Origin of the sequence: Sphingobium sp. C100, from assembly GCF_000508185.1 — a bacterium.
Classification (GTDB): Bacteria; Pseudomonadota; Alphaproteobacteria; order Sphingomonadales; family Sphingomonadaceae; genus Sphingobium.
Genome location: NZ_AYOY01000189.1, coordinates 1 through 24,585 on the forward strand (window position 1 = coordinate 1; position 24,585 = coordinate 24,585).

At 65.9% G+C, this 24,585-nt stretch carries 28 protein-coding genes; 13 read left to right on the forward strand and 15 right to left on the reverse strand.

What is annotated here, in order from left to right; genetic code table 11:
* Positions 1-41 precede the first annotated feature (41 nt).
* Positions 42-1,136, reverse strand: a complete 1,095-nt coding sequence (purM, locus tag C100_RS43965) for a phosphoribosylformylglycinamidine cyclo-ligase (protein ID WP_024021530.1) — start codon at positions 1,134-1,136, stop codon at positions 42-44.
* Positions 1,137-1,307: 171 nt separating this feature from the next.
* Between purM and C100_RS43970 the strand changes: the two genes are divergently transcribed.
* The 4 genes from C100_RS43970 to C100_RS43985 are packed head-to-tail and all read left to right on the forward strand — an operon-like array spanning position 1,308 to position 6,830.
* The gene (locus C100_RS43970; protein ID WP_235219135.1) at positions 1,308-2,507 is read left to right on the forward strand and encodes a heavy-metal-associated domain-containing protein; all 1,200 of its coding nucleotides are present in this window, start codon (positions 1,308-1,310) and stop codon (positions 2,505-2,507) included.
* Entirely contained in the window at positions 2,504-3,163 is a 660-nt protein-coding gene (locus C100_RS43975) for a chromosomal replication initiator protein DnaA (RefSeq protein ID WP_024021532.1), read from the forward strand. Before C100_RS43970 ends, C100_RS43975 begins: the two co-directional genes overlap by 4 nt.
* A 3-nt stretch (positions 3,164-3,166) precedes the next feature.
* Entirely contained in the window at positions 3,167-5,305 is a 2,139-nt protein-coding gene (locus tag C100_RS43980) for an RNA degradosome polyphosphate kinase (protein ID WP_024021533.1), read from the forward strand.
* A 7-nt stretch (positions 5,306-5,312) separates the two neighbouring features.
* Entirely contained in the window at positions 5,313-6,830 is a 1,518-nt protein-coding gene (locus C100_RS43985) for a Ppx/GppA family phosphatase (RefSeq protein ID WP_024021534.1), read from the forward strand.
* A 240-nt stretch (positions 6,831-7,070) separates the two neighbouring features.
* Here C100_RS43985 and C100_RS43990 read toward each other — a convergent pair whose 3' ends face one another.
* Positions 7,071-7,739 carry a c-type cytochrome gene (locus C100_RS43990; protein ID WP_024021535.1) on the reverse strand — a complete coding sequence of 223 codons (669 nt, stop codon included), beginning with the start codon at positions 7,737-7,739 and terminating at the stop codon, positions 7,071-7,073.
* A 173-nt stretch (positions 7,740-7,912) separates the two neighbouring features.
* On the opposite strand from C100_RS43990, the gene C100_RS43995 reads away from it, so the two are divergent.
* The 7 genes from C100_RS43995 (at position 7,913) to C100_RS44025 (ending at position 12,950) form a co-directional block, all read left to right on the forward strand.
* A complete protein-coding gene (locus C100_RS43995; protein WP_031310175.1) occupies positions 7,913-8,803 on the forward strand; it encodes a prephenate dehydratase in 891 nt (296 codons plus the stop codon).
* 160 nt (positions 8,804-8,963) lie between these two features.
* Positions 8,964-9,692 (forward strand): sterol desaturase family protein, encoded by a 729-nt coding sequence (locus tag C100_RS44000; RefSeq protein WP_024021537.1) that lies wholly within the window; start codon positions 8,964-8,966, stop codon positions 9,690-9,692.
* Positions 9,689-10,120: a DUF2141 domain-containing protein gene (locus C100_RS44005; RefSeq protein ID WP_024021538.1), complete on the forward strand. Its 432-nt coding sequence runs from the start codon at positions 9,689-9,691 to the stop codon at positions 10,118-10,120. Before C100_RS44000 ends, C100_RS44005 begins: the two co-directional genes overlap by 4 nt.
* 73 nt (positions 10,121-10,193) lie before the next feature.
* A complete protein-coding gene (locus C100_RS44010) occupies positions 10,194-11,042 on the forward strand; it encodes a MipA/OmpV family protein (RefSeq protein WP_024021539.1) in 849 nt (282 codons plus the stop codon).
* A gap of 171 nt (positions 11,043-11,213) precedes the next feature.
* Entirely contained in the window at positions 11,214-12,125 is a 912-nt protein-coding gene (locus tag C100_RS44015; RefSeq protein ID WP_031310176.1) for a tetratricopeptide repeat protein, read from the forward strand.
* 4 nt (positions 12,126-12,129) lie between these two features.
* Complete coding sequence (locus tag C100_RS44020) at positions 12,130-12,744, forward strand: LON peptidase substrate-binding domain-containing protein (protein WP_024021541.1); 615 nt, start codon at positions 12,130-12,132, stop codon at positions 12,742-12,744.
* Positions 12,745-12,770: 26 nt separating this feature from the next.
* Positions 12,771-12,950, forward strand: a complete 180-nt coding sequence (locus C100_RS44025; protein WP_024021542.1) for a Trm112 family protein — start codon at positions 12,771-12,773, stop codon at positions 12,948-12,950.
* A gap of 215 nt (positions 12,951-13,165) precedes the next feature.
* Here the strand turns inward: C100_RS44025 and C100_RS44030 are convergent, their stop codons facing one another.
* The 13 genes from C100_RS44030 to flgB all read right to left on the reverse strand — a co-directional run bounded on the left by C100_RS44030 (position 13,166) and on the right by flgB (position 23,516).
* On the reverse strand, positions 13,166-14,218 hold the full coding sequence (locus C100_RS44030) for a flagellar motor protein MotB (protein WP_024021543.1): 1,053 nt from the start codon (positions 14,216-14,218) through the stop codon (positions 13,166-13,168).
* Positions 14,219-14,221: 3 nt separating this feature from the next.
* Entirely contained in the window at positions 14,222-15,085 is an 864-nt protein-coding gene (gene motA / locus C100_RS44035; RefSeq protein ID WP_024021544.1) for a flagellar motor stator protein MotA, read from the reverse strand.
* 127 nt (positions 15,086-15,212) lie between these two features.
* Positions 15,213-16,058 (reverse strand): flagellin, encoded by an 846-nt coding sequence (locus tag C100_RS44040; RefSeq protein WP_024021545.1) that lies wholly within the window; start codon positions 16,056-16,058, stop codon positions 15,213-15,215.
* Positions 16,059-16,076: 18 nt separating this feature from the next.
* Positions 16,077-17,414, reverse strand: coding sequence for a flagellar hook-associated protein FlgK (flgK, locus tag C100_RS44045; RefSeq protein WP_024021546.1), 1,338 nt, complete (start codon positions 17,412-17,414; stop codon positions 16,077-16,079).
* Positions 17,411-17,740 carry a rod-binding protein gene (locus tag C100_RS44050; protein ID WP_031310177.1) on the reverse strand — a complete coding sequence of 110 codons (330 nt, stop codon included), beginning with the start codon at positions 17,738-17,740 and terminating at the stop codon, positions 17,411-17,413. The genes flgK and C100_RS44050 overlap by 4 nt, the downstream gene beginning before the upstream one ends.
* A complete protein-coding gene (locus C100_RS44055) occupies positions 17,740-18,858 on the reverse strand; it encodes a flagellar basal body P-ring protein FlgI (protein WP_024021548.1) in 1,119 nt (372 codons plus the stop codon). The genes C100_RS44050 and C100_RS44055 overlap by 1 nt, the downstream gene beginning before the upstream one ends.
* A complete protein-coding gene (locus C100_RS44060) occupies positions 18,858-19,538 on the reverse strand; it encodes a flagellar basal body L-ring protein FlgH (protein ID WP_031310178.1) in 681 nt (226 codons plus the stop codon). The genes C100_RS44055 and C100_RS44060 overlap by 1 nt, the downstream gene beginning before the upstream one ends.
* Before the next feature lie 8 nt (positions 19,539-19,546).
* The gene (flgG, locus tag C100_RS44065) at positions 19,547-20,335 is read right to left on the reverse strand and encodes a flagellar basal-body rod protein FlgG (protein WP_024021550.1); all 789 of its coding nucleotides are present in this window, start codon (positions 20,333-20,335) and stop codon (positions 19,547-19,549) included.
* 81 nt (positions 20,336-20,416) lie between these two features.
* Entirely contained in the window at positions 20,417-21,160 is a 744-nt protein-coding gene (locus C100_RS44070) for a flagellar basal body rod protein FlgF (RefSeq protein ID WP_024021551.1), read from the reverse strand.
* 32 nt (positions 21,161-21,192) lie between these two features.
* Complete coding sequence (locus C100_RS44075; RefSeq protein WP_024021552.1) at positions 21,193-22,038, reverse strand: flagellar hook-basal body complex protein; 846 nt, start codon at positions 22,036-22,038, stop codon at positions 21,193-21,195.
* Positions 22,039-22,078: 40 nt separating this feature from the next.
* On the reverse strand, positions 22,079-22,738 hold the full coding sequence (locus C100_RS44080; RefSeq protein WP_024021553.1) for a flagellar hook assembly protein FlgD: 660 nt from the start codon (positions 22,736-22,738) through the stop codon (positions 22,079-22,081).
* Positions 22,735-23,145 (reverse strand): flagellar basal body rod protein FlgC, encoded by a 411-nt coding sequence (flgC, locus tag C100_RS44085; RefSeq protein WP_031310179.1) that lies wholly within the window; start codon positions 23,143-23,145, stop codon positions 22,735-22,737. Before flgC ends, C100_RS44080 begins: the two co-directional genes overlap by 4 nt.
* Before the next feature lie 2 nt (positions 23,146-23,147).
* Positions 23,148-23,516, reverse strand: coding sequence for a flagellar basal body rod protein FlgB (gene flgB, locus C100_RS44090; RefSeq protein WP_024021555.1), 369 nt, complete (start codon positions 23,514-23,516; stop codon positions 23,148-23,150).
* A 243-nt stretch (positions 23,517-23,759) separates the two neighbouring features.
* Here flgB and C100_RS44095 point away from each other — a divergent pair, with 243 nt between their 5' ends.
* Both C100_RS44095 and C100_RS0125355 read left to right on the forward strand, forming a co-directional pair.
* Positions 23,760-24,428 carry a MotA/TolQ/ExbB proton channel family protein gene (locus tag C100_RS44095; RefSeq protein WP_024021556.1) on the forward strand — a complete coding sequence of 223 codons (669 nt, stop codon included), beginning with the start codon at positions 23,760-23,762 and terminating at the stop codon, positions 24,426-24,428.
* Positions 24,425-24,585, forward strand: a 161-nt coding sequence (locus C100_RS0125355; RefSeq protein ID WP_031310180.1) for a flagellar motor protein MotB, incomplete at its 3' end; no start/stop codon positions are given. The genes C100_RS44095 and C100_RS0125355, both read left to right, overlap by 4 nt.

Here is a 24,585-nt window from a genome sequence, read left to right on the forward strand (position 1 = left end):
CCCCTGACCCCTCCCGCAAGCGGGAGGGGGATTGGTTGTGCTTACCCCAGATGCGTTGCCGACCAGTCGGCCTGCGCGCTCCAGGTTTCGGCGCTGCCCTTGACGGTGCAGCCCTTGTCGCCCGCCGTGACCGCGCCGATGCGATGGACGGTTTCGCCCGCATCCTCCAGCGCCTTGGTGACGGCGGAGACATGGGCTTCGTCCACGGCCAGCACCATGCCGACGCCGCAGTTGAAGGTGCGCGCCATTTCCTGCGGCTCGATATGCCCCTGCGCCTGAAGGAATGCCATCAGGCGCGGCTGGTCCCAGGCGTCTGCATTCACCGTCGCATGAGCGCCGTCGGGCAGGACGCGCGGGATATTTTCCAGCAGGCCGCCGCCGGTGATATGGGCGAGCGCGTTGACGAGGCCCGCGCGCACCAGCGGCAGCAGGCTCTTCACATAGATGCGGGTCGGCGCCATCAGCGCGTCGATCAGCAGCACTTCATTGTCGAACAGCGCGGGGCGGTCGAGCTTCCACCCCTTGTCGGCGGCAAGCCGGCGGACCAGCGAATAGCCGTTCGAATGGATGCCCGAGGAGGCGAGGCCGAGCAATATGTCGCCCGCCTTCACCCGGTTGCCGGTCAGCGCCTTGGTCCGTTCCACCGCGCCGACGCAGAAACCGGCAAGATCATAGTCGCCATCGGCATACATGCCCGGCATTTCGGCGGTTTCGCCGCCGATCAGCGCGCAGCCAGCCTGGCGGCAGCCGTTGGCGATGCCGGCAATGACCCGCTCCGCCACGCCGCTCTCCAGCTTGCCGGTGGCGTAATAGTCCAGGAAGAAAAGCGGTTCGGCGCCCTGCACGATCAGGTCGTTGGCGCACATGGCGACCAGGTCGATGCCCACGCCGTCATGCCGGTCATGGTCGATCGCAAGCTTGAGCTTGGTGCCCACGCCGTCATTGGCGGCGACCAGCAGCGGGTCGTTATAGCCCGCCGCCTTGAGGTCGAAAAAGCCGCCGAAACCACCGAGTTCGGCGTCGGCGCCGGGGCGACGGGTGGCCTTGGCCAGGGGTGCGATGGCGCGGACAAGGGCGTTGCCGGCGGCGATGTCGACGCCGGCCTTGGCGTAGCTGTAGGATTCGTTCTGGCTCATGATCTGCGCCCCTAGAACAATGGGGCGGAAAACGGAAGCTTGGCAGCGCGGGGAAATAGCGGCAAAAGGCGCCGCGTGAGCCTGAGCCAGACCTTCTTCCGCCCGATCCGGTCCCTGCGACCGAACCAGCCCGGCATCGCGTTGCGCCTGCTGTCCCGGCCCGTCCAGATCATGATCGCCATCGGCCTGGGCCTGGCCGCCGCCGGCCTGTTCGCGCAGATGGAGGGGGAACGCGGCGTGCCGCCGATCGCCAGCGGCGGCGATTTCGAAGTGACCGGGGTGAAGGTCGACGTCTATGCCAAGGATGCCGACAGCGCGCGCTATGCGGGCTGGCGCATGGCCCAGCGGCAGGCGTGGCGGATGTTGTGGGGCCGCACCCATGGCGGCGCAGGCGCGCCCGCTCTGTCCGATTCGCAGCTGGAAGCGATGATTTCCGGTATCGAGATCGAGCAGGAGCAGAACGGCCCCAACCGCTATGTCGCGACGCTGGGCATCATGTTCGATCGCGCGCGCACCGGGCAGGTGCTGGGCGTGTCTGGCAATGTGCGGCGTTCGCCCCCGCTGCTGGTCATTCCGGTCCTGTGGGACGGCGGATCGGCCGTGGCCTATGAGCGCACCAATGAATGGCAAAAGGCCTGGGCGCGGTTCCGCACCGGGGAAAGCGCGATCGACTATGTCCGTGTCGCCGGATCGATCGCCGACCCGATCCTGCTCAATGCCGGCCAGACCGGGCGGCGCGGGCGGCTGTGGTGGCGCGTGCTGCTCGACCAATATGGCGCGGCCGACGTGGTGATCCCGATCGCGCGGTTGCAGCGCGCCTGGCCCGGCGGTCCGGTCACCGGCAGCTTCACCGCGCGCTATGGCCCCGACAACAGCCTGATCGGCAGTTTTTCGCTGCGCGCGTCGAATGACAGCGGCATCCCCAAGATGCTGGACGAGGGCGCGCGTCGGATCGACGCGCTTTATACCAGCGCGCTGAATGACGGCCGCCTGCGCCCCGACCCCTCGCTCATCATCGAGGAACCGGTCGATCCCGCTACGCTGGAGATCGAAAATCCCGTCGAGACGCCGATCGAGGCGGTCGATGCGCCGGTGCCCGGCGCGACGGCGACGGGCAGCTTCGCGGTCCAATATGAGACGCCCGACGTCAGTTCGGTGGGCGCCGGCGAATCGGCGGTCCGCGCCATCCCCGGCGTACGGTCGGCTTCGACCAGCAGCCTGGCGCTGGGCGGCACATCGGTGATGCAGGTCAGTTTCGACGGCACGATCGACATGCTGCGGGCGGGCTTGCAGGCGCGCGGCTATCAGGTCGCGGTGTCCGGCACCACGCTGCGGATCACCCGGCGACCGGCGCCGCCGCCCGCGCAATGAGCCAGATCAGCCTCCCTTTCGAAGGACTTGGGGGCGCTGGCGAAGGCGATTTCCTAGTCAGCGATGCCAACCGCCTTGCCGTCGCCCATCTGGAGCGGTGGCGCGACTGGCCCTTGTCGGTCGGCGTGCTGATCGGGCCGCCGCGTTCGGGACGCTCCACGCTGGCGCGGCAATTCGCGCGGATGAGCGGGGGCGAGGTCATTGACGACGCGCAGGGGGACGACGGGTCGGGGACGCAGATGGACGAGCATCGCCTGTTCCATGCCTGGAACGCCGCCCAGACCGATCATCGCCCGCTGTTGATGGTGGGGCGGACGCCGCCGGCAAGCTGGGCCGTGGCCTTGCCCGACCTGCGGTCGCGCCTGGCGGCGGCGCCCCATGTCGCGATCGAGGAACCGGACGAGGCGCTTGCCCGCGCGCTCATCCGGCATGGTTTCGACACAGCCGGCGCCAGCTACGCCGCCGACCTGCCCGAATGGCTGGCGCGCCGAATCGAACGCTCCTATGCGGCGATCGCGCAGGCGACGCGGCTGCTGGATCGGGCCGCGCTGTCATCGGGACGCAAAATTTCCATCGCAATGGCGAAAGAGGCCCTGCAATCTGCGGGCGTCTTGCCTATAGTCCCGCCCGATCCCTCCATTGCGCAGCGCGAGTAATCTGTGGCCGAAGCTGACCCCATCGCCAACCTGTCGCTGCCCAGCGATCGTTATTTCAATCGTGAGCTGTCATGGCTGGCGTTCAACCAGCGCGTGCTGGAGGAGGCGATGAACCGCGCCCATCCCTTGCTGGAACGGCTGCGCTTCCTGTCGATCTCGGGCAATAATCTGGACGAGTTTTTCTCCGTCCGGGTCGCTGGCCTGAAGGGGCAGCAGTTGCAGAATGTCGACATGCGGTCGGCCGACGGGCTGACGCCGGCGCAGCAACTGGCCGCGATCACCGAGACGGCCGCGACGCTGATGCGCGCGCAGCAGAAGGTCTGGGGCCTGATACATGGCGACCTGGTTCGGGCCGGCGTGGAGGTGATCGGTCCGTCCGCCGACATGGACCCGGTCTGCGCCGCCTGGCTGCGCGAGCATTTCATGACACAGATCTTCCCGGTCCTGACGCCCCAGGCGCTCGACCCGGCGCACCCCTTTCCCTTCATTCCCAATCAGGGCCTCTCGATCGTTTTCGATCTGGAGCGATTGTCGGACAAGCAGCCGATCCGCGAACTGGTGATGATCCCGGCCTCGCTCGACCGGTTCGTGCGCGTCCCCGGCGAACCGGCGCGCTATATGGCGCTGGAAGCTGTGGTGCGGCGCTTTTCGGCCGACCTCTTCCCCGGCTATCGCGTCCGCAACAGCGGCGTGTTCCGCATCATCCGCGACAGCGACATCGAAATCGAGGAAGAGGCCGAAGATCTGGTCCGCTATTTCCGCAGCGCGATCAAGCGGCGGCGGCGCGGCCGGGTGATCCGCATGGAGATAGAGGAGCGGATTCCCGAGCCGGTCGAGGAAATGCTCCAGGACATGCTTCAGGGCCATGAAGCGAGCGTGGTCGAAGTGGAAGGCTTCATCGGCATCGGCGACCTGAGCGGCATTGTCGACGTGGATCGTCCCGACCTTAAATTCGAACCCTATGCGCCCCGTTTCCCCGAGCGCATCCGCGAATATGGCGGCGACTGTTTCGCCGCGATCCGCGCCAAGGACATTGTCGTCCACCATCCCTATGAGGCGTTCGACGTCGTCATCTCGTTCCTGAAGCAGGCGGCGAGCGACCCGGACGTGGTGGCGATCAAGCAGACGCTCTACCGCGCCGGCAAGCAGTCGGCGATCATCCGCGCGCTGATCGACGCGGCGGAAGCGGGCAAGTCGGTGACGGCGGTGGTGGAATTGAAGGCCCGGTTCGACGAGGAACAGAATCTAATGTGGGCCGATGCGCTGGAACGCGCGGGCGTGCAGGTGGTCTATGGCTTCATCGACTGGAAGACCCATGCCAAGGTGTCGATGGTGGTCCGGCGCGAAGGGGATCAGTTTCGCAGCTACTGCCATTTCGGCACCGGCAATTATCACCCGATCACCGCGCGCATCTACACCGATCTGAGCTTCTTCACCGCCGATCCGGCCTATAGCCGCGACGCCGCCGCGCTGTTCAACTATATCACCGGCTATGTCGAACCGCAGGGGCTGGAAAAGCTGGTGATGAGCCCGCGCGACCTGCGCAACCGGCTGTGCGAACTGATCGATGACGAGATCGACCATGTCCGCGCCGGTCGCCCCGGCACCATCTGGGCCAAGATGAACAGCCTGGTCGACCCGGCGATCATCGAAAAACTCTATGCGGCGAGCAATGCGGGGGTGCAGATCGACCTGATCGTGCGCGGCATTTGCTGCCTGCGCCCCGGCGTGCCGGGCATGTCGGAAAATATCCGGGTCAAGTCTGTCGTCGGCCGCTTCCTGGAACATAGCCGCATCACCGTGTTCGGCAATGGCAAGGCGCTGCCCAATAATGGCGCGAAAGTCTATATCAGCTCGGCCGACTGGATGCCGCGCAACTTCGACCGCCGGGTCGAATTTCTGGCGCCGGTCGAAAACGGCACCGTGCACGATCAGATCGTCGATCAGGTGATGGTCGCCAACCTGATCGACACCGAACAAAGCTGGGCGCTGGACAGCGAAGGCCATTACAGCCGGCTGGAACCGGGCGACAAGCCGTTCAACCTGCATCGTTATTTCATGACCAACCCGTCGCTTTCCGGGCGCGGCGCGGCGCTGGACAGCGACGCCGTGCCCACCTTGCGGCTGCGCAGCGGAGGCTGAAGCGCTGATGAACTCGATGTTGAGCCGCGTCCGCGCCGTCGCCGAGCAGATGGTGACTTCGCCAGAGCCGGCCCATGCGCGCACTGCGATCATCGACATCGGGTCGAACAGCGTGCGCCTGGTCGTCTATGACGGGCCGCGCCGCATTCCCTTCATCCTGTTCAATGAAAAGGTGATGGCGGGGCTGGGCGCGTCGCTGGCCCGGACCGGGGCGATCGAGCCGGACGCGATGGAGCGCGGGCTGCGCGCCATTGGCCGCTTCGCCCGCCTGTGCCGCGCGATGCATGTGGCCGATGTGCGCTGCGTCGCCACCGCCGCCGTGCGCGACGCCACCAATGGCGCCGACTTCATCGCCCGCGCGCAGGCGATGGGCCTGACGGTCGAATTGCTGTCGGGGGCGCAGGAAGCGATCGGCGCGGCCATGGGCGTGCTGTCGGGCATTCCGCACGCGGACGGCATCGTCGGCGATCTGGGCGGGGGCAGCCTGGAACTGGCGCGGGTGCGGGGCGGGGCGGTCGAACAGACGATTTCGCTGCCGCTGGGCGTGCTGCGCCTGCCGCAGATCCGCGCCAAGGGGCCGCGCACGCTGGAGCGCTATGTCACCCAGATGCTCGACAAGGCGGGCTGGCGGCCCGAGCCTGGCCTGCCCTTCTACATGGTCGGCGGTTCGTGGCGCGCGCTGGCGCGCTTCGACATGCAGCTTACAGATTTCCCGCTGCCGGTCGTCCATCAATATGAAATGACCGCCGCGCGCGCCGAACAACTGACCCGCATCGTGTCCCATGTCGACAAGGCGCGGCTGAAGGCCATTCCCGCGATGACCGGATCGCGCGTGCCGACCATGCCGGACGCCGCCGCGCTGTTGTCGGTGGTGGTGCGGCAGTTGAAGTCCAGCAGCCTGATCGTGTCGGCCTATGGCCTGCGCGAAGGGCTGCTCTACGAAATCCTGCCCGCCGATATTCGGCAGCATGACCCGTTGCTGATCGCGGCCGAGGCGGAAGGGGAGGCGCAGGCGCGGTTTCGCGGCCATGGCGATCGCATCGACCGCTGGATCGCGCCGCTGTTTCCCGACGATGATGCGGCCGGCCGCCGCATCCGCCGCGCCGCCTGCCTGCTCGCCGATGTAAGCTGGCGCGCCAACCCGGATTTTCGCGCCGAGCGCGGGGTGGAAATCGCGCTGCACAGCAACTGGGTCGGCATCACCGCCTGCGAACGGGCGATGCTGGCGCAGGCGCTGCACAGCCATTTCGGTGGCGGCCTGACTCCGCCGCCGGGGCTGGAACGCATCGCGACCCCCGAACTGCTACACCGCGCCGCGCTATGGGGTCTGGCGATCCGGCTGGCGCAGCGGCTGTCGGGCGGGGTCGAAGGGCCGCTGGCGGTGTCCCGGCTGGAACGCCATGACGATCGCATCGACCTGCATCTGCGCGAGGGCGATGCCGACTTTTATGGCGAAGCCGTGGATCGCCGCCTGCGCCACCTGGCCCAGGCGATGGGGCTGAAATATCAGCAACTCGGCGGGTAGGGAGCAGGGTTTCCGGTTCAGGGCGTCTGGGTCGCTGACCATGCCCGGCATCGAGACATATATGGCTTGGGCGCTTTGCGCCGCCGCGCCGATGATCAGCGCGCCGGGTGGGCGAGCGTGCTCGCGCAAAGACAGGCAAAGTCGCGGAAGATCGCGACGCGCTGTGCCGTCCGCGAATCGAGCGCGGCATGCAAATCCGCGCCCGTCAGGTCCGCGATTGCGACCGCGCCTTCGTCCGGCTTATTCGCTTTCGCCCGTCGTCGGCGTGGCCGGTCCGCCAGCGGTGGCGGCACCGGCGGGCGCCGCGCCTTCGACGCTTTCGGCCGCTTCGGTGGCGTTGCCCGCCGCCTCGGCCGGGGTGGCGCTGGCTTCGGCCGGCTCGGGATCGGCGGCCGGCAGCGGCAGGTTCGACCCCTGGGTGTTGAGCCAGGCGATCAGGTTGGCGCGATCGGCCGGATTACCCAGGCCGGCAAAGGTCATCTTGGTGCCCGGCGCGAATTCACGCGGGCTCTTGAGCCAGTGATCCATCGCTTCGAACGTCCATTCGCCGCCCTTGCTCTTGAGCGCGTCGGAGAAGGCAAAACCCGCCTTGCCCACGGCGATCGGTTCACCCACGGTGCTCCACAGATTGGGACCGATGCCGTTTGCCCCGCCCTGGTTGACGGTGTGGCAGGCGGCGCATTTGGCGAAGACTTTCTCGCCCGCGGCGACATCCGCGCTGGCCAACAGGGTGTTGAGGCTGGGACCGGTATCGCCGGCTTCGCCCTCGGCTTCGACGCCTTCAATCGCGTAGCCCATATGTTCGGGCCGCTCATCTTCGAAATATTTCGAGCTGACGATTGCGCCGCCCAGGGCGATGATCCCCGCAAACAAAGCCCAGCCCGCCACGGTATTGAAACGATCGCCCATCTCGCTCGACTTCCCTTAGCTTTTGTTCTGGCGGCTGTCAGACGCGCCCCCCTCTTGTGCGCTGCCATAATGGCGGAGGCGCGATGGTGCAAGTCGGGTTGACGCGCGATCGCACTTGGCGTGTGCATGGCGCTTGCGCGGGGGCCGCGGAAATCCTAAGCGCGCACGCGCCCATGCAAAATTATCCCGCCCCCGCCCGCGTGATCGTCGCGGACCTCGCCGCCAAGGCCGCCGCCGACCCGTCCCGCGCCGTCGCCTATCAGGGCGCGCCGGGCGCCAATTCGCATCTCGCCGCGCTGGGCTATGCGCCCGATTGCGTGCCGCTGCCCTGTTTCGCGTTCGAGGATGCGATTGACGCGGTGCGGTGCGGACAGGCGATGCGGGCGATCATCCCGATCGAAAACAGCCTGCACGGCCGCGTCGCGGACATGCATTTCCTGCTGCCCGAATCGGGCCTGCATATCGTCGACGAATATTTCCTGCGCATCCGGCACTGCCTTATGGCGCCGGACACGACGCCGGTGAGGAGCGCGATCAGCCACCCCCAGGCGCTGGGCCAGTGCCGCCATTATCTGCGCGAGCGGAACATCCAGCCGGTCGCCTATGCCGACACGGCGGGCGCGGCGGCGATGGTGGCGGAACGCAAGACGCCGGGCGAAGGCGCGATCGCCCCCTATCTGGCGGCGGAGCTTTATGGCCTGCGCCTGATCGCCGAGAATATCGAGGATAGCGACGACAATATGACGCGCTTCCTGGTGCTGGCGCGCGAACCGCGGACGCCGGTCGCCCATGTCGGGCCGGTCATGACGACGTTCCTGTTCGAGGTGAAGAATGTCCCCGCCGCGCTCTACAAGGCGATGGGCGGCTTTGCCACCAACGGCGTCAACATGACCAAGCTGGAAAGCTACCAGCGCGGGGCCAGCTTTGCCGCGACCGAATTTTATTGCGACATCGAAGGGATGCCCGGCGACGCCGCGGTCGACCGCGCGCTCGCCGAACTGGAGTTTCACACCAAATGGGTGCGGATGCTGGGCAGCTATCGCCAGGCGCGGCCCCGGACCTGAACCGAAGCGCGCGTTCGCGATCGGCGCGATGGCCGCACTGGATGGGCCGGCGGTGGAAGGAAGGTCGGCGGTCGTCCGCTTCCCACTTATTGGGCCTTCCCACGCCCCGGCCTTGCTTGGGTGCTTTCACCGGCGCAACATCCTGCGTATAGGCGTTTTCATGGTCGCAGCCATCATCCTGTCCGCTTTGGCGATGAGCGCCATTGTCGGCGTACGCTATCTGTTGGCGAGCGGCGGCTTTGCGCTGGCGACGCGGGTGCGCCAGCCTGGCCTGTATCGCGGGCTGGAACGGCAGATGCGGCGCGAAATCGGCTGGTCGCTGCTGTCGGCGCTGATTTATGGCGTGCCCGCCGGCGTGGTCGCCTGGGGCTGGCAGGCGCGGGGCTGGACGCGAATATATGAGGATGTGAACAGCTATCCGCTCTGGTGGCTGCCGGTTTCCGTGCTGCTCTACCTCGCGGCGCATGACACATGGTTTTACTGGACGCATCGCTGGATGCACCGGCCAAAGCTGTTTCGCATCGCCCATGCGGTCCATCATGCCAGCCGGCCGCCCACGGCCTGGGCGGCGATGAGCTTTCATCCCTGGGAAGCGCTGACCGGCGCGGTGGTCGTCCCGGCGCTGGTCTTCCTGATCCCCATCCATGTCGCCGCTTTGGGCGTGGTGCTGACGATCATGACGGTGATGGGCGTCAGCAATCATATGGGATGGGAGATGTTTCCGCGCTGGATGGTGCGCGGGCCGATCGGCGCATGGCTGATCACCGCCAGTCATCATCAGCGCCATCATGAATTTTACGCCTGCAATTACGGCCTGTATTTCCGCTTCTGGGATCGGCTGTGCGGCACGGACAAGGGACTGGGCGCATTTACCGAAGAACGGGCATGAAGGCGATCCTGCTGGGTCTGGCGATGGCGGCGCTGCCGGGCGCGGCGCCCGTCAGCCAGGGCCAGCCGCTCAGCATGGCGCTGGAAGGACTGCGCTCGGCCAAGGGGCAGATATTGGTCTGCATCACCCGCTCGGCGGCCTATTTTCCCGATTGCAGCCATGATCCCGACAAACGGCATTTCGCCGTTCCCGCGTCGGACGGCCCGGTGGTGCTGGGCCAGTTGGCGCCGGGCAGTTACGCCATCGCCATCATCCATGACGAAAACGGCAATGGCAAGCTGGACACCTTTGCCGGCATCCCGCGGGAAGGGGTGGGCTTTTCGCGCAATCCCGCGATCCGCTTCGGCGCGCCGAGCTTCCATTCGGCCAGTTTCGCTGTGACGGGCGGCGCGGTGGAGCAGGATATCCGGCTCAAATATTTCCTCTGAGTCGATGGCGGGGAACCTCTAAGCCGTTCGAAACATTGTTGTCGTGAACGCCACGCTACGAACAGGGTTTTTCATGCATCGCCTCCGCCGCCTCCTGGGCGCGACCATCGTCGCCGTCCTGCCCATCGCCGCGCCCGCATCCGCGCAGGAAGAAGAACAGCATAGCAGCCTGACCGTCGGCGCGGGTGTCGCCATCGTCCCCAGCTACGAAGGGTCGGACGATTATCGCGTCCTGCCGCTGCCGCAAGTGCGCGGCAAGGTGAAGGATCACAGCTTCTGGACGCGCGGGGCGTCGCTCTACGTCGACGCCATCGCCGATCCGCAAGGGGCGGAATGGGATTTCGAACTGGGGCCGATGGTCACTGCTCGGTTCGACCGGTCCAGTCGCAAGGCGATCAAGGACGATGCCGTGCGCGCGCTGGGCAAGCGCGACATTGCGGTGGAGGTCGGCGGCTTCGTCGGCATCGGCAAGACCGGCGTCATCACCAGCCCTTACGACATGCTGTCCGCGCGCGTCGCGGTGGCCAAGGACGTGGCCGGGGCGCATGACAGCTATGTCGTCACGCCGCAGATCGAATATATGACCCCGCTGTCGCGCACCGCCTTTGTCGGGCTGGGGCTGTCGGCCGAATATGTCGGCAAGAAATATGGCCGCACCTATTTCGACATCACGCCCGAGGAATCGATGGCGAGTGGCCTGCCCGCCTATGCGGACGCCGGCAAGGGTTCGGGCTTCAAGCGGGTGTCGCTGAGCCTGGCGGGCGGCAAGTCGCTGTCGGGCGACCTGCGCCAGGGCTGGGCGCTGTTCGCCGCCGGCAGCTATTCGCGGATGCTGGGCGATTATGCGGATTCGCCCGTCGTCGCCATCGCCGGGTCGAAGAACCAGTGGGTCGGTGTGGTCGGCATCGGCTACACCTTCTAATAGCGCGGGTTTAGAGTGCAGGCCGGGAGTGCGGGCTGAAATTGCAGCGCACCGATCGGCCTCCTTCGACCATGATTCAATCCTTGCCCGACTTGTCCCATGGGGGTGACGCCCCACATAAGGCGCTGTATGACGGCGGCGAGTTGGACCGCATTGGCAGGAGATGAAAGCGTGGCGACCCTGGGACTGAGCGACACCGAAAAGGCGGCCGTGGAGGCGTTTCGCCAGGATGTGGTGGAGCCTTCGCGCACCCAATTGGTGGTGGTCGATTTCTGGGCCGAATGGTGCGGCCCGTGCAAGCAGTTCGCGCCGGTGATCGAGAAGGTCTGCGCCGAATATGAGAGCAAGGGCGTCAAGCTGGTCAAGGTCAATGTGGACGAAAATGGCTTCATCGCCAGCCAGTTCCGCGTTCAGTCGATCCCGACCGTCTATGCCGTGTTCCAGGGCCAGCCGGTCGCGGACCTGAGCCAGGCGCGGACCGAAGGCCAGCTGAAACAATATCTCGACCAGCTATTGGGCCAGTTGCCGATCGAATCCGATGACAAGGCGCTGGCGCAGGAAGTCGCGCCGCTGATCGCCATGGGCGAGGAAATGCTGGCCGATGGCGAGCATGAGCGCGCGCTGTCGGTCTTTACCCAGATCGTCCAGATGGCGCCCGACAATGCCGAGGCCGCAAGCGGCCAGGCGCGGGCGCTGGTGGCGATGGGGCAGTTGGACGAAGCGGAAGCGGCGCTGGCCGCGCTGCCCGAAGACATCGCCCGGCATGGCGCGATCGACCAGGCGCGCGCCGCCATCGCGCTGGCCCGCGACGCCCGGCCGGTGGCCGACCTGTCGGACGTCGAGGCGAAGGTCGCGGCCGATCCCGACGATCATGCCGCGCGTTTCGAACTGGCGGCGGGGCTGATGTCGAACGGCGACCGCGATGCCGCCGCCGACGCGCTGCTGGAAATCGTGCGGCGCGACCGGGCCTGGAATGACGGCGCGGCCCGCGCGCAACTGCTCAAGATTTTCGAGGCGGTCGGTCTGGAAGATCCCTGGGTCGCGGCGCAGCGGCGCAAGCTGTCGCAGATTCTCTTTTCCTGATCCCATGCCACTCTCGCGCGTCTCGATCTTTCCGCTGTCCGGGGCGCTTCTGCTCCCCGGCATGGAATTGCCGCTGCATATTTTCGAGACGCGATATCGGGCGCTGATCCATGACGTCATGGCGCGCGACCGGCGCATCGGCATGATCCAGCCGCGCCAGGGCGGTCCGGTGCCGCCGCTCTATGATGTGGGATGCCTGGGCCATGTCAGCCATATCGAGGCGCTGGATGATGGGTGTTTCAACATCATCCTGACCGGACTCGCCCGGTTCCGGCTGGTGCGCGAACTGCCGGTCGCGACCCAGTTCCGCCAGGTCGAGGCGGACGTTGAGCAGGCGCCGCAGGAGGATGAGGTGCTGGCCGCGGTGGAACGCGCCGCACTGGAGCAGGAATCGCGGCGGTTCGCCGAATTATTGGGCTATGTGGTCGACTGGACCGCGGTGTCGCGGCTGGACGATACGGCGCTGGTCAACGGCATCGCCCAGATCGCGCCCTTCGACCCGGCGGCCAAGCAGACGCTGCTGGAGGCCGACAGCCTGTCGGAACGGTCGGAGCGGATCATCCAGTTGATGCAGATCGTCGGCCGGATCGAGCGCGATGGCGGGGCGACGATGCAGTGAGGGACGACGCAGTGAGGGATGGTGCAGTGAGCGGGGGCGCCCCGATTGACCCATGGCTGCTGGACAAGCTGGTCTGTCCCGTCACCCGCACGCCGCTGCGCTGGGACGCGGCGCGGCAGGCACTGGTGTCGGACGCGGCGGGCCTTGCCTATCCGATGCGCGATGGCGTGCCGGTGCTGGTGGCGCGGGCCGCCGTGGCGGTCTGACGCTGGCGGCGCGCATGTGTGGACTGACGTCTTCACCTCCCTTGAAAGAGAGGGGAATGTCTCTCCATCACCCCATCACCGCCGCAGCCCTAAGGGCGGCCGCAGGCTAACGCGGGCGTGACGGTTGGGTCGGCTAAGCTGGCGGCTGCGTGGCCATTCCCTTTTGCCGACGGTCCGTGAACTCGGCCTGGATGATCCAGCAAGCGGTGCGCCTGTCAGTGTTTGCCCGGTTTGCTGGAGGTGCCCGGCGCGGGCGGGTTCAGCAGTTCGACGCCAGCGGGCAGGCCGGTGCCGCCCATGTCCAGCTTCTTCGCCTGTTCCTGCGCGACGCGCTGCGGATCATCCCGTTCCTTGATTGCCGCCTTGGTCGCTTCGTCCATATCCTCGTCTTCGCCCGCGCCGCCGCCGCCGCGGGTCCAGCCCAGGATGATCGACATGCGCCGGTTGCGCGGATCATAGGCGTCGTCCTTCACGAACGGTTCGCGGTCGGCCACGCCTTCGATCCGGGCGAAGCGGCTGTTGCCGATGCCGCTGTCCGACAGCGTCTGGCGCGTCGTTTCCGCACGGGCGGATGACAGGCGCCAATTATTCATCGTGCGACCCGACGCATAGGGCAGGCCGTCGGTATGGCCGCGTATGATCAGCGGGTTGGGCATGGTCTGAAGGACGGTCGCGACCTCGCCGACCAGCGCGCGCGCTTCGGGGACGAGACGGTCGGTGCCCATGGCGAACATCGCGAAATCCGCTTCATCGATCAGGTCGATGCGCAGCCCCTCGCGGGTTTCGGTGAAGCGGACATTCTTGCGCAGGCGCGAAAGGCCCTTGCGGTTCATGCGCGCTTCCAGATCCTTCTTGATCGATTCGAATTTCTGTCGGTCGGCCGCCCGCATCGCCTTGCCGCCCTGGTCCTTGGTGCCGGTGGCGTCGCGCGGGATGGTGATGGACAAATTGCCCGCGCCGCCGGTGGTCGGATAATTTTCCTTGCCGGTCAGGCTGTCGCCGCCCAGCAGGCCGGTCGATCCGGCCGACGCCATCTTCAGTTCGACCAGGGTCGGCGTGAAATAATCGGCCAGCGCCTTGCGCTGCTTTTCAGTCGTCGCGCCCAGCAGCCACATGAGCAGGAAGAAGGCCATCATCGCCGTCACGAAATCGGCATAGGCGACTTTCCAGGCGCCGCCATGATGGCCGCCATGCCCTTCGACGATGATCTTCTTGACGATGATCGGCCGGGGTTCGGGCTCGTTCGCGCCGCGCTTTTTTTCGGCCATGGCTTATTTGCCCCGCATACCGTCAAACACCTCGGCAAAGCCGGGCTGGTTGGCATGGACCAGGCTGGAGCGGGCGGCTTCGATCACCAGTGGTTGCGGGTGGCCGTGCAGCGAGGCGATGATGATCTGCTTGACGACATGATACATGGCGCCGTCCTGCTCGATCACCGCGCGACAGCGATTGGCGAAGGGATTGACCATGCCATAGGCGAGCAGCACGCCCAGGAAGGTGCCGACCAGCGCCGAACCGATCATCGCGCCCAGCACCGAAGGCGGCTGGTCGATCGAACCCATGGTCTTGACCACGCCCAGCACCGCCGCGACGATGCCCAGCGCGGGGAGGGCGTCGGCCAGTCCCTGGAGATTGTCGGCGGGCTTGAGCGATTCATGGTGATGGGTCTTGAGCGCATTGTCCATCACCTCCTCGACCGCGTGCGGATCGAGCGTGCCGGACGAAACGACCACCAGGCGGAGCGTGTCGCTCATCAGGTGGATGAGCGTCTTGTCCTTCATCAGCTTGGGATATTCGGAGAAGATGGTGGAACTGGCCGGATCTTCGATATGGGGTTCGAGCGCGACCGGCCCTTCGACCCGCAGCGTCTTCATCAGCTTGGAGACCAGGAAGATGCAGTCGAGGAAATCCTGCTTCTTGTAAGCCGGTCCCTTGAACACCTTGGCCAGGCCGCCGCCCAGCGCCTTGAGGTCCGACCCCGAATTGCCGATGATGAGCGCGCCGACGGCAGCGCCGCCGATGATGATCATTTCGTGCGGGAGGGCGTGGAGGACCGGGCCGATGTCGCCGCCGGTGAAGATGAAGCCGCCGAACACCATGCCCAGAAGCACGACAAGGCCGATGATTGCGAACATGAAAATCCCCGAAAGTTGCGCCTGAGAGGCGGTGGCTTCATCAGCGCTGCGAGAGCGCCGGTCCTTTCTGGTTAATACGGACTGGTTAGCGTTCGCTTTAGGACGACGGGGCCTTTTTCAGCGGCGTTTAACTGATGAGATCGAACAGCGTCTGCTGGTTGATCCGGGCATAGGCCGACTGCGCCGCTTCCAGCTGCAGCAGCTGCGACTGGACGCGCGAGATGATGTCCTGAAGGTCGGTCGATTCAAGGTCGGCGCGCCGTTCGGTCAGGTCGATGTCGACATCGGTCAGACGCGTGCCGATCACCTCCAGCCGGTCGCTGCGCACGCCCTGCCGGGCCTGTTCGATGGTGATGTGGCTCTGCGCCGCCTTCACCCCGTCGAGCGAGGTCGCGATGGTGGCGTCGTCGCCGCTCTCGATCGCGCTGATGCTCGCCGCCAATATGGCGTCGATCGACATGGGCGTGCCGCCGACGTCGATCCCTTCGGACACGTCCTGCCGGGTGCCGACGACCGCCAGGTTAAGGCCGCGGCTGACCGGCACGAGCGTGCTTTGCCCGTCATCGAATACCGGCGTACCCTGATAGTCGGTCTGGTTGAGCATTTCGTCGATCGTGGTGCGGATGGTCGACATTTCCTCGACGATCGCGGCGCGGCTGGTGTCGTTGAGCGACCCGTTGCGGGCCGAAGTCACCAGTTCCTGCGCGCGGGTGAGGAGATTGTTGATTTCCGACAGATTGGCTTCCGCATTGCCGGCGCGGGTGGTGCCATAGCTGACATTGGCCTGCCAGGCGGCCTGTTGCGCCTGGGCGCGGCCGATGTCGGACACCTGCACCCAGGCGAGCGCATTGTCGGAGGGTTTGTTGAGCGTGATGCCGGTCGAAATGGCGGTCTGCCCGTCGACGATGCTCTGCGACAATTTCTGCTGCCGGCGCATTTCGGCGAGCATGATCTTGTTCGTGATGCCTACCATGGGTCAGCCCTTTGCCGGTCAGATGATGTTGAGGATGGAATCGATGGTTTCCTTGGCGATCTGCAACACCTTGGCGCAGCCCGAATAGGCTTGCTGGATGCGCAGCAGGTCCGCCGCTTCCATGTCGAGATCGACGCCGCTCACCGCCTCGCGCGCGGCGACCGCCTGGTCGCTGCGGCTGGACGCGGTGTCATATTCCGCCTTGGTCGCGCCCAGCAGATTGCCATGGGTCGCCACCAGCGACGTCCAGGCCTGCTCCACGCTGCCATTGCCGCGCAGGGTCGACGTGACCTTGAGCAGATTGCCGTTGAGGGTGCCGTCCGAGGATTTGAGCGCCAGTTCGGCGGGATCGGTGACCAGCGCCGAAACGCTGGCCGCGCCGCCGCCATAGGAGAGCAGGGGGGCGCCCGCCGCGCCGCCGTCGGTGACGCCCTGGGCGTGCCAGGCGTTCATGTCGGTGACAAATTGTTCGGCCAGCGTATCGAGGCTGGCGCGGCGGTCCGTCACCGTCTGCGCGGCGGAAGAGAGGCCGCCCAATATGCCGCTGGCCGGGGCGGTCAGCGCCGTGCCGTCCGCCAGGCTGAACGCCAGCGTCCCGTCGTCATTGGCAGCGACCGCCAGGCTGGCGGCGGTGTCGCCGCTGACCAGCGTCTGTCCGCCAAAGCTGACCGTCGCGCTGTCATGCGCGCCGAAGCTGATCGTCACGTTCAGATTTTCGGAAAGACCCTGCAACGCCGCGTCGCGGCTGTCGAGCAACTGGGCATAGGCCGACGTGCCCGGCTGCGCGCGCAGCAGGCTGTTGTTGATGTCCGCCAGGGCGGAGAGCGAGCGATTGACCAGATCGACCTGGGCCGTGGCTTCGGTCGCGATGCCGGCGGAGACATTTTTGAGGTCCGCGGCGGTCTGGTTGAAGGATTGGGCGACACGGCTGATGCTGTCGAGCGTGGTGACGCGCAGCGACGTGTCGGTCGGGCTGGCCGCCAGCTTTTCCATATTCTGGAACATGCCGGTCATCAACTGGCCGATGCCGGTGCTGCTGTCGTTCATCGCCGTTTCGGCGTCGGTCAGCCAGCGCAGTCGCGCAGTGGCGCTGCCCAGCGCCGTGCCGGTGGTCCGCATGGCCGCATCCAGATAGGGATCGGTCGCCCGATCGACGCTCATCACCTGCGTCCCGCCGAAATTGGCGCGGGCGATGTAGAGGGACATGGTGGCCGTCGAGGCCCCGGATTCCGCAGTCGTCACCGTGCGACGGGCATAGCCGTCGGTGCCGGCGTTGGCGATATTTTCCGAAATCGCCGCCATCGCGGTGCGATAGGCCTTGGTGCCTGACGCACCGATGATGAAGAGGTCGCTCATGCGCCTTGGGCCGGCGCCGGGCCGTCAGGCGCGGTGGAGGAGGGGGCGTCCTGCACCCGCGCGCCGAACTGCTTGATGAGCAGCTCGGCAATGCCCATCGCGCCCTTGTTCGCCATGGCGTCGGCGGTGCGGGCGTCGGCCATGTCCTGAAACTGCTGGGTGGCGCTGGAATCGGTGATGCCCTCGGCGAGGCTGGCCGAGCGCATCGCGCCGATCATCTGGCGCAGGAACACCGCCTCGAACTGTTGCGCGACCTTTTCGAGCGACGCCTTGTTGGGCGCGCCGACGCCGGACGCGCCGGCGGAAGAGTTTGTCGTTACCTGCATCATAGCACCACCAGATCCGCCTTCATCGCGCCCGCCTGTTTCAAGGCTTCGAGGATCGCGACCATGTCCGCCGGGGACGCGCCGATGGCGTTCACCGCCTTCACTATATCGGTCAGCGACGCTCCACCTTTAAAATTGATCATCGGTTTTTTCTGTTCGTCGATGCTGATGCTGCTCGACTGCTCGGTCGCGGTGCGGCCATCGCTGAAGGGTGCGGGCTGGACCACGCGCGGCGCTTCATTGACGCTGACCGTCAGTTTCCCGTGCGCCACGGCCGCCGGATGAATCTTGACCGCACCGTTGATGACGACCGTGCCGGTGCGGGCGTTGACGATCACCCTGGCCGGGGCGTCGGCGGGGGAAACCTCGATATTTTCGATCATGCCCATCATCAGGATGCGCTGTTCCGCACCCGGTTCGGCGTCGATGGCGACCGACACGGCGTCCATCGCGCGAGCGCGGCGATCGCCGAAGGTGCGGTTGATGCCGTCGGCCACGCGCAGCGCGGTGGTCAGGTCCGCTTCGGCCAGGTTGAAGGTCAGGGTCGGCGCGGTGTCGAAGCCGGTGGCCACCGCGCGTTCGACCGTGGCGCCGCTGGGGATGCGGCCGGCCGAGGGAATGTTGACCGACACCTGGCTGCCATCCGCGCCGGATACGCCCAGGCCGCCGACGGCGAGGTTGCCCTGCGCCATGGCGTAAATCTCGTTATCCGCGCCGCGCATCGCCGTCATGATGAGCGTGCCGCCGCGCAACGACTTGGCCTTGCCCAGCGCGGAAACGGTGACGTCCAGCCTCTGGCCGGGCTTGGAGAAGGCGGGAAGGTCCGCCGTCACCAGCACTGCGGCCGCGTTCTTGAGCGCCGGGTTGACGCCTTGCGGCAGGGTGAGGCCAAAGCGCGAAACAACGCCCCTCATGCCCTGGGTCGCATATTCGATGCTGTCGTCGCCTGTGCCCGCGAGGCCCACGACGATGCCGTAACCGGTCAACTGGTTGGGACGAACGCCCTGAAAATTGCCCAGATCCTTGATCCGTTCCGCATGGGCGGCGGGCGCCGCGACCAGCGCGAACAGGGGGAGGAGGAAGCGCAACAGGCGGATCATGGCGGTCCGGGTCTCCATCAGAACGGGCTGATCGCGGAGAAGAAGCGCTGCAACCAGCCCTGGCGGCTGGCATTGGCGATCTCGCCCTTGCCCTTGTAGATGATCTTGGCGTCGGCGACGCGGGTGGAGGCGATGCGGTTGTCGGGGCTGATGTCCGCCTGGCGGACAAGGCCGCTGATCTGGATGAATTCATCGCCGCGATTGAGCGTCAGCGCCTTTTCACCCTTCACGCGCATCGTCCCGTTGGGAAACACCTCCGCGATCGTCACGGTAATCTCACCAGACAGGGCGTTGGACTGGGTCGCCGCGCCCTTGCCGGCGAAATTGTTATTGCCGCCCATCGCGACATCGCTGGCCGAAAACAGCTTGGACAGCACGCCGGTCGTCGGCGGGCTAAGCCCCAGCGATCCGCTGCGGCTGGTGTCGGCGCTGTTGCTCTTGCTCGCCTGGGTGCGTTCGACCAGGACGATGGTGATGATGTCGCCCACGCTGGTTGCGCGCGCGCCGCTGGTCAGCGGCGTATAGCCCATCGACACCTGAAAGATCGATCCGTTGGCCGCCGGCGCGGCCGGCGGGGCCACGACGGCCGGAGCATAATATTCGCGCTCTTCCTCGCGCTTCTTCTTGCGCGCCTCGACGGGCGAGGCGGCAAGAGCGATCAGCGAGACGGCGGCGATGGCGGCGAAGGACAGGCGCATCATCTGGCTCAGATATTCTGATTTACATATTGGAGCATTTCATCGGTGGCCTTGATCATCTTGCTGTTGACCTCATAGGCGCGCTGGGTCTCGATCATGTCGACCAGCTCTTCGACGATGTTGACGTTCGATGTTTCCAGAAAGCCCGAACGGATGACGCCCCGGCCTTCGAGGCCCGCGACGCCGACCTGCGGCGTGCCGCTGGCCGCGGTTTCGACCAGCAGGTTGCCGCCGACCGACTGAAGACCCGAGGGGTTCATGAAGCTTGCCAGTTCGATCTGGCCCAGCTGGCTCGGTTCCGCTTCACCCTGAAGCGTGGCGGATACCGTGCCGTCATTGCCTATCGATACCGATGTCGCGCCCTGGGGCACGGTGATCTGCGGGATCAGCGGCAGGCCGTCGCCGGTCACGACCGTGCCTTCGGCGGTGACGCTGAAATTGCCGGCGCGGGTGTAGGCGATGGAGCCGTCAGGCTGTTGCACCTGGAAATAGCCCGACCCCTCGATCGCCATGTCGAGCGTATTGTTGGTCTGGTTGAGCGTGCCTTGCGTGTTGACCTTGCTGGTGCCTTGCAGGGCAACGCCCGATCCCAGGTTGAGGCCGGTGGCGAACTTGTTTTCCGCATCGGAATTGGCGCCGGCCTGCACGATCTGCTGATAGGCCAGCGTCTCGAAATCGGCGCGGTCCTTCTTGAATCCGGTCGTGTTGACGTTCGCCAGGTTGTTGGCGATGACGCGCATCTTCGTGTTTTGCGCGTCAAGGCCGGTGCGGGCGACATGAAGGGCGGCGTTGCTCATCGTTCAATCTCCGTGCGGCATCCCATCCGGGTGCTCATGCCTCATTCAAAGCAAGATGCGTGCCAATGTTAACCATATGCCTCAGCCGTCGAGGCGCATCAGCGATGCGCCGCCGTCGTCCATCTGTTTGGCGGTATCGATCATCTTGACCTGGGTTTCCCAGGCGCGGCTCGCCTCGATCATGTCGATCAGCGCCTGGGTCGAATTGACGTTCGATCCCTCCAGCGATCCCGACGTGACGGTGGCCAGCGGGTCGGAGGGCAGGGCGCCGTCATTCACTTCGCGGAACAGGCCGTCATTGCCCTTGGCGATGCTGGACCCCGCGGCATTGACCAGCTTCAGCTTGTCGACCTGCTGCGGATTGGCGGGGTCGCCGCCTTGCGGCACGCCCCAGATGCTGCCGTCCTGGGCGATCGACACGCTGTCCATCTGCGGCAGGACGATCGGGCCGCCTTCGCCCAGCACGGGCAGGCCGTCGCCGGTGGTCAGCAGGCCGCTGTCGGACACCTTGAGGTCGCCGCGGCGCGTATAGGCTTCGCCGCCATCGGTGGCCTGAACGGCGAGCAAGGCATCGCCGTTCAGCGCCAGGTCGAGCGGATTGCCGGTTTCGGTGACCGCGCCTTGCGCCATGTCGGCGGCGATCACCTGTTCGGAGGCCTGGGCGCGGGTGTCGAAGGTGTCGCCCTTGATCCAGCGCGTCTCGGCATTGGCGACCTCGGCGCGAAAGCCGATGGTGTTGGCGTTGGCGAGATTGTTCGCGATCGACGCCTGCCGCGCCATTGCGCCGCGCATTGCCGTAAGGGCCGTGTTGACGAGCCGGTCCATGGGCTGCTCCTTCTACTCCCGCGCCAGGCCGCTTAGCTGCGGATGTTGACGATGGTGGTGGTCAATGTGTTCGCCGCCTCGATCGCCTTGCTGTTCGCCTGGAAATTGCGCTGCGCGGCGATCAGGGCGACCAGTTCGTCGGTGATGTCGACGTTGGAGCGTTCCAGCGAGCCGGAGTTGACCGCGCCGAACATGCCCTGATTGGCGGTGCCCAGGATCGCGTTGCCGCTCTCGACGGTCGAGGACCAGTGCGCATCGCCTTGCTGACGCAGGCCTTCCAGGCTGTTGAAAGACGCCATGGCGACCTGGCCCAGATAGGCCGTGCTGCCATCGGCATAGACCGCCGATACCAGGCCTTCTTTCGACACGCCGACGCTGGTCAGTTGCGCGCCGTCGGCTTCGCCCTTGTAGGTGGTCGGGATTTGCAGGTCGGTCAGGTCGGACGGCGTGCTGCTGGAGGTGGGCGCGGTGGTCAGTTCGCCGGTGTCGATATCGACGGCGAAGACCTGGATCTTGGAGCCGGTCGTGTCGCGGACATAACGGTCGTCATCCACCGCGAAAGCGCCGTTACGCGTGTAGCTGACGGTGCCGTCGTCGCCCTTGACGGTGAAGAAGCCTTCGCCGGTGACGGCCATGTCCAGCGTCTTGTCCGTGGTTTCGATCGTGCCCTGCGTGAATTGCTGGGTGATGCCCTGCACGCGCACGCCCTGGCCGGCGACCTGATGGGTCGTCTGCATCGGCGCGGCGGCGAAGATGTCCCCGAACTGGGCTTCGCTCTTCTTGAAAGCGGTCGAGTTCACGTTGGCGACGTTGTTCGAGATGGCGGACAGGTCGGCCTGCGCGCCCTTGAGGCCGGAAAGGGAAACATAGAAGGACATGGCGTTGCTCCTTGGGTGAAAAGGACAGGTTGAGAGGGAATTACATCAGGCTCAGCGCATCGGTCGGGCTGTAGCTGCCCAGCGCGGTGATGAGCTTGGACGAGGAACCGTCGGCGGGTGACTGGACGGCGGCGATGGTGGCCCAGGTCGCGACCTTGCTGGGGGTCGCGCCATTGACCTTGACCTGGAGCGCTTCGGTCGAGACGGTTTCGCCCGCATCATCCTTGCCGTCCCAGTAGAAGGTGACGTCGCCCGCCGCCTGCGATCCAAGGTCGATCGTCTTGACGACATTGCCGCTGCCATCGACCAGATCGACGCTGGCGCCGGTGGTGGCGTTGGCGAAGCTGATCTGGCCTGCATAATAGCCAGTGGCGTCGGGCACGGCGACATTGCTCTGGACCAGCATCGACTTGCCGATCCAGCTGGCCGCGTCGCCCAGACGGGTGCCGGTCAGCTCTTCCTTGATCGATGCCAGATTGGCGTTCATCTCGGCGATGCCCGACGAGTTGGTGATCGTGGCCATCTGCGACACCATTTCGGCATTGTCGACCGGTTCGAACGGATCCTGATACTGCATCTGCGCGGTCAGCAGGGTCAGGAAACTGGCCTGGTCCATCGTCGCATTGCCGGTGCCGACCGTCGCGTTCGGGTTATAGACCGAAAGACCGCTGCTGTCGGTGACGGTGGAGGTCGTCGTCATTTGCCGATCCTTATGGTTTCGAGCATCAGGGATTTGGCGGTGTTCAGCACCTGGACGTTGTTCTGGTACATGCGGGCGGTCTCGATCATGTCGACCAGCTCTGCATTGCTATCCACCGCCGCTTCCCACACATCGCCATTGGCGTCGGCCAGCGGATGGTTGGGATCGTGGCGCTTGGTCGGTTCGGCCTTGGTGGTGACGACGTCCGACACCTTGACCGTCGATACGCCGGGGCTGTCGGTGACCGACGTGAAAACCGGCTTGATCGCGCGATAGGCTTCCTCGGCGCTGCCGGTGACATTGCCGGCGTTCGCCATGTTGGAGGCGGTGGTGTTCAGGCGGACCAGCTGCGCGCTCATGGCGCGGCCGGCGATGTCGAAGATGTTCATGGCGCCAGATCCGCTCATGCTCATTCTCCCTTCAGCGCGCGATTGATGGTGTTGATCCGACCCTCAAGGAAGGAGAGGGTGGTGCGATATTTGACCGCATTTTCGGCGAACAGGGTCTGTTCGGTGCTCAGTTCGACGGTGTTGCCGTCCAGGCTGGGTTGCAGCGGCACGCGATAGCCCATGGCGTCGTCGACGGCCTTCGACATGTTGGTGGCCGAACCGCCCGACTGCGCCGTCGCTTCCTTGAGCGCGGCCTCGAAATCAATGTCGCGGGCCTTGTAGCCGGGGGTCGAGGCGTTGGCGATGTTGGACGCGAGCAGCGACAGGCGCTGCGAACGAAGCGCCAGCGCCTTTCCATGTATCCCGAACAGATTGTCTTCGACCGACATGCTCAAATTTCGCTCTTAAAGTTTCCGGTGTCCCGCCGTTCTGATGCCTGATGGCGTCTCCTGCGGGTGATCCAGCCTGTGAGCAGCAAGAGCCGTGCCAATTTGCGTGGGTGACGCATCGGCAAGGCGGCAATCGCAGGAAAACAGGGCCTTTGCGGGGTGAAGCGGCAAAGGCGGCAAATTTTTGCCGGTCGGCGGCAGGCCGTTGCCGCCTGTCGGTCAACGGACGGGGACTATGGGTTCATGATCGCGATTTTCAGCCATTTGTTCGATCCGCTGACATTGCTGGCGATGCTGGCGGGCATCGGGTTGGTCGCGCTATTTCAGAATGGCCTCGGTGCCCTGGGTCGCGCGATCGCGGCGCTGCGCCCGCTGTTGACGGCCGATCCCTCGCGTGATCGCGATGCGGCGCGCGCCGCCCTGCTGAAGATCGACCAGGTGGCGCAACTGCGCGGCCTGTCCTGCACCGACCGGGTGAAGACCGCCAATCCCTTCCTGACCGAGGCCGCGCGCAAGCTGGCAAATTGCGACCGGGCCGACATGTTCGAACTGTGGGCTGCGCAAATGCTGGCCGATCGCGCCCAGCGCCATGGCGCCGTGCACAAGGCCTGGCTGTCGATCGCCGACGCCGCGCCGGCGCTCGGCATGGCGGGCACGATCATCGGCCTGATCGGCATGTTCGCCGCCATGGACGATCCCGCAGCCTTGGGCCCGTCCATGGCGCTGGCGCTGCTCACGACCTTCTACGGCGTCGTCATCGCCAACCTGATCGCCGCGCCCGTCGCCGCGCGTCTGGCCGATCTGTCGGAACGCGAACTGGCCTGGCAGCGCGAGGCCGCCGACCGGATGCTGGCGATTGCCCGGCGCGAAAATGCGCCGCTGCGCCGCGCCGCGATCCGCGAGGTCGCATGACCGCGACATCCGCCCCGATTGCCCGTCGCAACCGCTGGGCGGTGAGTTTTGCGGATTTGCTGCTGTTGCTGCTCGCTTTCTTCGTGCTGCTCCAGGCGAGCGGTTCGCGTCGCGATGCGGTCCTGTCGCAGGTCAGCCGCCAATTTGGCGGGCGGCC

Excerpts from the sequence above, each read along its gene's own strand:
- C100_RS43970 (WP_235219135.1), top strand. The coding sequence starts at position 1,308 with ATGATCGCCATCGGCCTGGGCCTGGCCGCCGCCGGCCTGTTCGCGCAG.
- C100_RS43995 (WP_031310175.1), top strand. The coding sequence starts at position 7,913 with ATGCAAAATTATCCCGCCCCCGCCCGCGTGATCGTCGCGGACCTCGCC.
- C100_RS43985 (WP_024021534.1), top strand. The coding sequence starts at position 5,313 with ATGAACTCGATGTTGAGCCGCGTCCGCGCCGTCGCCGAGCAGATGGTG.
- C100_RS44005 (WP_024021538.1), top strand. The coding sequence starts at position 9,689 with ATGAAGGCGATCCTGCTGGGTCTGGCGATGGCGGCGCTGCCGGGCGCG.
- C100_RS43990 (WP_024021535.1), bottom strand. The coding sequence starts at position 7,739 with ATGGGCGATCGTTTCAATACCGTGGCGGGCTGGGCTTTGTTTGCGGGG.
- C100_RS44010 (WP_024021539.1), top strand. The coding sequence starts at position 10,194 with ATGCATCGCCTCCGCCGCCTCCTGGGCGCGACCATCGTCGCCGTCCTG.
- flgC (WP_031310179.1), bottom strand. The coding sequence starts at position 23,145 with ATGAGCGGATCTGGCGCCATGAACATCTTCGACATCGCCGGCCGCGCC.
- motA (WP_024021544.1), bottom strand. The coding sequence starts at position 15,085 with ATGTTCGCAATCATCGGCCTTGTCGTGCTTCTGGGCATGGTGTTCGGC.
- C100_RS44020 (WP_024021541.1), top strand. The coding sequence starts at position 12,130 with ATGCCACTCTCGCGCGTCTCGATCTTTCCGCTGTCCGGGGCGCTTCTG.
- C100_RS44000 (WP_024021537.1), top strand. The coding sequence starts at position 8,964 with ATGGTCGCAGCCATCATCCTGTCCGCTTTGGCGATGAGCGCCATTGTC.
- C100_RS44040 (WP_024021545.1), bottom strand. The coding sequence starts at position 16,058 with ATGGTAGGCATCACGAACAAGATCATGCTCGCCGAAATGCGCCGGCAG.
- C100_RS44070 (WP_024021551.1), bottom strand. The coding sequence starts at position 21,160 with ATGGACCGGCTCGTCAACACGGCCCTTACGGCAATGCGCGGCGCAATG.
- flgB (WP_024021555.1), bottom strand. The coding sequence starts at position 23,516 with ATGTCGGTCGAAGACAATCTGTTCGGGATACATGGAAAGGCGCTGGCG.
- C100_RS44050 (WP_031310177.1), bottom strand. The coding sequence starts at position 17,740 with ATGCAGGTAACGACAAACTCTTCCGCCGGCGCGTCCGGCGTCGGCGCG.
- C100_RS44055 (WP_024021548.1), bottom strand. The coding sequence starts at position 18,858 with ATGGAGACCCGGACCGCCATGATCCGCCTGTTGCGCTTCCTCCTCCCC.
- C100_RS44095 (WP_024021556.1), top strand. The coding sequence starts at position 23,760 with ATGATCGCGATTTTCAGCCATTTGTTCGATCCGCTGACATTGCTGGCG.
- purM (WP_024021530.1), bottom strand. The coding sequence starts at position 1,136 with ATGAGCCAGAACGAATCCTACAGCTACGCCAAGGCCGGCGTCGACATC.
- C100_RS44075 (WP_024021552.1), bottom strand. The coding sequence starts at position 22,038 with ATGTCCTTCTATGTTTCCCTTTCCGGCCTCAAGGGCGCGCAGGCCGAC.
- C100_RS44080 (WP_024021553.1), bottom strand. The coding sequence starts at position 22,738 with ATGACGACGACCTCCACCGTCACCGACAGCAGCGGTCTTTCGGTCTAT.
- C100_RS43975 (WP_024021532.1), top strand. The coding sequence starts at position 2,504 with ATGAGCCAGATCAGCCTCCCTTTCGAAGGACTTGGGGGCGCTGGCGAA.
- C100_RS44030 (WP_024021543.1), bottom strand. The coding sequence starts at position 14,218 with ATGGCCGAAAAAAAGCGCGGCGCGAACGAGCCCGAACCCCGGCCGATC.
- flgG (WP_024021550.1), bottom strand. The coding sequence starts at position 20,335 with ATGAGCAACGCCGCCCTTCATGTCGCCCGCACCGGCCTTGACGCGCAA.
- C100_RS44060 (WP_031310178.1), bottom strand. The coding sequence starts at position 19,538 with ATGCGCCTGTCCTTCGCCGCCATCGCCGCCGTCTCGCTGATCGCTCTT.
- flgK (WP_024021546.1), bottom strand. The coding sequence starts at position 17,414 with ATGAGCGACCTCTTCATCATCGGTGCGTCAGGCACCAAGGCCTATCGC.